This window comes from Actinoplanes lutulentus, from assembly GCF_003259845.1.
Taxonomy (GTDB): domain Bacteria; phylum Actinomycetota; class Actinomycetes; order Mycobacteriales; family Micromonosporaceae; genus Actinoplanes; species Actinoplanes lutulentus.
Genome location: NZ_QLMJ01000040.1, coordinates 1 through 4,586, shown reverse-complemented (window position 1 = coordinate 4,586; position 4,586 = coordinate 1). Strand labels below are relative to the sequence as shown.

Annotated in this window: 2 rRNA genes; both read left to right on the top strand. The window is 56.2% G+C overall.

Annotated elements, in window-relative coordinates:
• Positions 1-1,065, top strand: a 16S ribosomal RNA gene (locus B0I29_RS44970); the annotation flags it as partial.
• 352 nt (positions 1,066-1,417) lie between these two features.
• Positions 1,418-4,530, top strand: a 23S ribosomal RNA gene (locus B0I29_RS44965).
• Positions 4,531-4,586: the final 56 nt, after the last annotated feature.

Sequence of the window (4,586 nt, the reverse complement as noted above, 5' to 3'; positions counted from 1 at the left end):
TGACGGTACCTGCAGAAGAAGCGCCGGCCAACTACGTGCCAGCAGCCGCGGTAAGACGTAGGGCGCGAGCGTTGTCCGGATTTATTGGGCGTAAAGAGCTCGTAGGCGGCTTGTCGCGTCGAATGTGAAAACTCGGGGCTCAACTCCGAGCTTGCATTCGATACGGGCAGGCTAGAGTTCGGTAGGGGAGACTGGAATTCCTGGTGTAGCGGTGAAATGCGCAGATATCAGGAGGAACACCGATGGCGAAGGCAGGTCTCTGGGCCGATACTGACGCTGAGGAGCGAAAGCGTGGGGAGCGAACAGGATTAGATACCCTGGTAGTCCACGCTGTAAACGTTGGGCGCTAGGTGTGGGGGACCTCTCCGGTCTTCTGCGCCGCAGCTAACGCATTAAGCGCCCCGCCTGGGGAGTACGGCCGCAAGGCTAAAACTCAAAGGAATTGACGGGGGCCCGCACAAGCGGCGGAGCATGCGGATTAATTCGATGCAACGCGAAGAACCTTACCTGGGTTTGACATCGCCGGAAAACTCGTAGAGATACGGGGTCCTTCGGGGCCGGTGACAGGTGGTGCATGGCTGTCGTCAGCTCGTGTCGTGAGATGTTGGGTTAAGTCCCGCAACGAGCGCAACCCTCGTCCCATGTTGCCAGCATTTAGTTGGGGACTCATGGGAGACTGCCGGGGTCAACTCGGAGGAAGGTGGGGATGACGTCAAGTCATCATGCCCCTTATGTCCAGGGCTTCACGCATGCTACAATGGCCGGTACAAAGGGCTGCGATACCGTAAGGTGGAGCGAATCCCAAAAAGCCGGTCTCAGTTCGGATCGGGGTCTGCAACTCGACCCCGTGAAGTCGGAGTCGCTAGTAATCGCAGATCAGCAACGCTGCGGTGAATACGTTCCCGGGCCTTGTACACACCGCCCGTCACGTCACGAAAGTCGGCAACACCCGAAGCCGGTGGCCTAACCCCTTGTGGGAGGGAGCCGTCGAAGGTGGGGCTGGCGATTGGGACGAAGTCGTAACAAGGTAGCCGTACCGGAAGGTGCGGCTGGATCACCTCCTTTCTAAGGAGCATTCTTCTGCGAAAGCAGACAGAAATCCTGCACTGCCCGAATGTGGTGGTGAGGAGCTCACAGGCGGAGACACTGGCTAATTAGATCTGGCAACGGCCGGCACAACTTAGTACACACCCTCGTGGTGGCGGAACGGTCGCTGGTGCGGCTGGAATCTGGTGACAAACAAGCACCCTGTTGGGTATCTGAAAGAACAACCCTTTCGGTTGGTCTTCAATGCCAGGCATGACCTGGACCCTTATACCGATTGCCTTGCGGGCAGTGCTTGGTGAGAGTCCTTGAGGGTTGTGGGTTGGTCGTTGGTTGAGAATTGCACAGTGGACGCGAGCATCTTGTTTTTTGTGTTTAAGTTGTCAAGGGCGAACGGTGGATGCCTTGGCACCAGGAGCCGATGAAGGACGTGGGAGGCTGCGATAGGCCTGGGGGAGCTGCCAACCTAGCTGTGATCCCAGGGTGTCCGAATGGGGAAACCTAGCACGAGTCATGTCGTGTTATCCGTGCCTGAATTCATAGGGCATGTGAGGGGAACGCGGGGAAGTGAAACATCTCAGTACCCGTAGGAAGAGAAAACAACCGTGATTCCGTGAGTAGTGGCGAGCGAAAGCGGATCTAGCCTAAACCAGATACGTGTGATACCTGTCAGGGGTTGCGTATTCGGGGTTGTGGGACCCACTTGATTGTTCTGACAGACAGTCGAAGAGTTACAAAGTTTGATGTTAGTCGAATGGCGTGGGAAAGCCAGCCGTAGACGGTGAGAGCCCGGTAGACGAAAGTGTGTGACCTCTTTGTGGTGTTCCCGAGTAGCAGCGGACTCCTAGAATCTGCTGTGAATCTGCCAGGACCACCTGGTAAGGCTGAATACTTCCTGGTGACCGATAGCGGACAAGTACCGTGAGGGAATGGTGAAAAGTACCCCGGGAGGGGAGTGAAATAGTACCTGAAACCGTTCGCCTACAATCCGTCAGAGCCACCCTAGCAGTGGTGATGGCGTGCCTTTTGAAGAATGAGCCTGCGAGTTAGTGGCATGTGGCGAGGTTAACCCGTGTGGGGTAGCCGTAGCGAAAGCGAGTCTGAATAGGGCGTATTCAGTCGCATGTTCTAGACCCGAAGCGGAGTGATCTAGCCATGGGCAGGTTGAAGCGTGGGTAAGACTACGTGGAGGACCGAACCCACCAACGTTGAAAAGTTGGGGGATGACCTGTGGTTAGGGGTGAAAGGCCAATCAAACTCCGTGATAGCTGGTTCTCCCCGAAATGCATTTAGGTGCAGCGTCGCGTGTTTCTTGCCGGAGGTAGAGCACTGGATGGTCTAGGGGGCCCACAAGCTTACTGAAATCAGCCAAACTCCGAATGCCGGTAAGTGAGAGCGCGGCAGTGAGACTGCGGGGGATAAGCTTCGTAGTCGAGAGGGAAACAGCCCAGATCGCCAGCTAAGGCCCCTAAGCGTGTGCTAAGTGGAAAAGGATGTGGGATCGCATTGACAACCAGGAGGTTGGCTTAGAAGCAGCCACCCTTTAAAGAGTGCGTAATAGCTCACTGGTCAAGTGGTTCCGCGCCGACAATGTAGCGGGGCTCAAGCACACCGCCGAAGCTGTGGCATTCACACATTAACTTAGCTTTCTGACTTGATCAGAGGGTTCAGGTGTGTGGATGGGTAGGGGAGCGTCGTATGGCGGGTGAAGCGGCGGAGTGATCCAGCCGTGGACGCCATACGAGTGAGAATGCAGGCATGAGTAGCGAATGAAGGGTGAGAACCCCTTCCGCCGGATGACCAAGGGTTCCAGGGGCAGGCTAATCCGCCCTGGGTGAGTCGGGGCCTAAGGCGAGGCCGAGAGGCGTAGTCGATGGATAACGGGTTGATATTCCCGTACCCGCGTAGAAGCGCCCAAGACGAACCTCATAGTACTAACTACTTGATCAATTCAATGGCTTCGGCCGGCGATGCGGGAGACTAGGACCTCTGTGGGTAGTAGTTTAGCGATGGGGTGACGCAGGAAGGTAGATGATCCCGGCCGGTGGTTGTGCCGGGGTAAGCGTGTAGGCCGTACCGTAGGCAAATCCGCGGTGCATTAAGGCTGAGACGTGATGCCGAGCCGTTCTGGTGAAGTCATTGATCCTATGCTGCCGAGAAAAGCCTCTAGCGAGCTTCGAGCGGCCCGTACCCTAAACCGACACAGGTGGTCAGGTAGAGAATACCAAGGCGACGGGTGAACTGTGGTTAAGGAACTCGGCAAATTGCCCCCGTAACTTAGGGAGAAGGGGGGCCGGACGCGTGAAGCCCCTTGCGGGTGGAGCGTGGTATGGCCGCAGAGAGCAGGGGGAAGCGACTGTTTACTAAAAACACAGGTCCATGCGAAGTCGTAAGACGATGTATATGGACTGACGCCTGCCCGGTGCTGGAACGTTAAGGGGACCTGTTAGCCCGTAAGGGCGAGGCGGAGAACTTAAGCGCCAGTAAACGGCGGTGGTAACTATAACCATCCTAAGGTAGCGAAATTCCTTGTCGGGTAAGTTCCGACCTGCACGAATGGCGTAACGACTTCCCCACTGTCTCAACCACAGGCCCGGCGAAATTGCAGTACGAGTAAAGATGCTCGTTACGCGCGGCAGGACGGAAAGACCCCGGGACCTTTACTATAGCTTGACATTGGTATCCGAATTTAATTGTGTAGGATAGGTGGGAGCCGGTGAAGCTCGGACGCCAGTTCGGGTGGAGGCATTGTTGAAATACCACTCTGTTGGGTTTGGGTATCTAACTTGCGGCCCTGATCGGGTCGAGGGACAGTGTCTGGTGGGTAGTTTAACTGGGGCGGTTGCCTCCTAAAGGGTAACGGAGGCGCCCAAAGGTTCCCTCAGCCTGGTTGGCAATCAGGTGTTGAGTGTAAGTGCATAAGGGAGCTTGACTGTGAGACTGACGGGTCGAGCAGGGACGAAAGTCGGGACTAGTGATCCGGCACTTGCGTGTGGAAGCGGTGTCGCTCAACGGATAAAAGGTACCCCGGGGATAACAGGCTGATCTTCCCCAAGAGTCCATATCGACGGGATGGTTTGGCACCTCGATGTCGGCTCGTCGCATCCTGGGGCTGTAGCAGGTCCCAAGGGTTGGGCTGTTCGCCCATTAAAGCGGTACGCGAGCTGGGTTTAGAACGTCGTGAGACAGTTCGGTCCCTATCCGCCGTGCGCGTTGGATACTTGAGAAGGGCTGTCCCTAGTACGAGAGGACCGGGACGGACGAACCTCTGGTGTGCCAGTTGTTCCGCCAGGAGCATGGCTGGTTGGCTACGTTCGGAAGGGATAACCGCTGAAAGCATCTAAGCGGGAAGCCTGCTTCGAGATGAGGTATCCCACCACCTTGAGTGGGTAAGGCTCCCAGGAGACTACTGGGTTGATAGGCCGGAAATGTAAGCACGGTAACGTGTTGAGTTGACCGGTACTAATAGGCCGAGGGCTTAACCACCCTAAATTTTATGCTTACGCGTCCACTGTGTGATTCACAGCAAACGAACAACCACC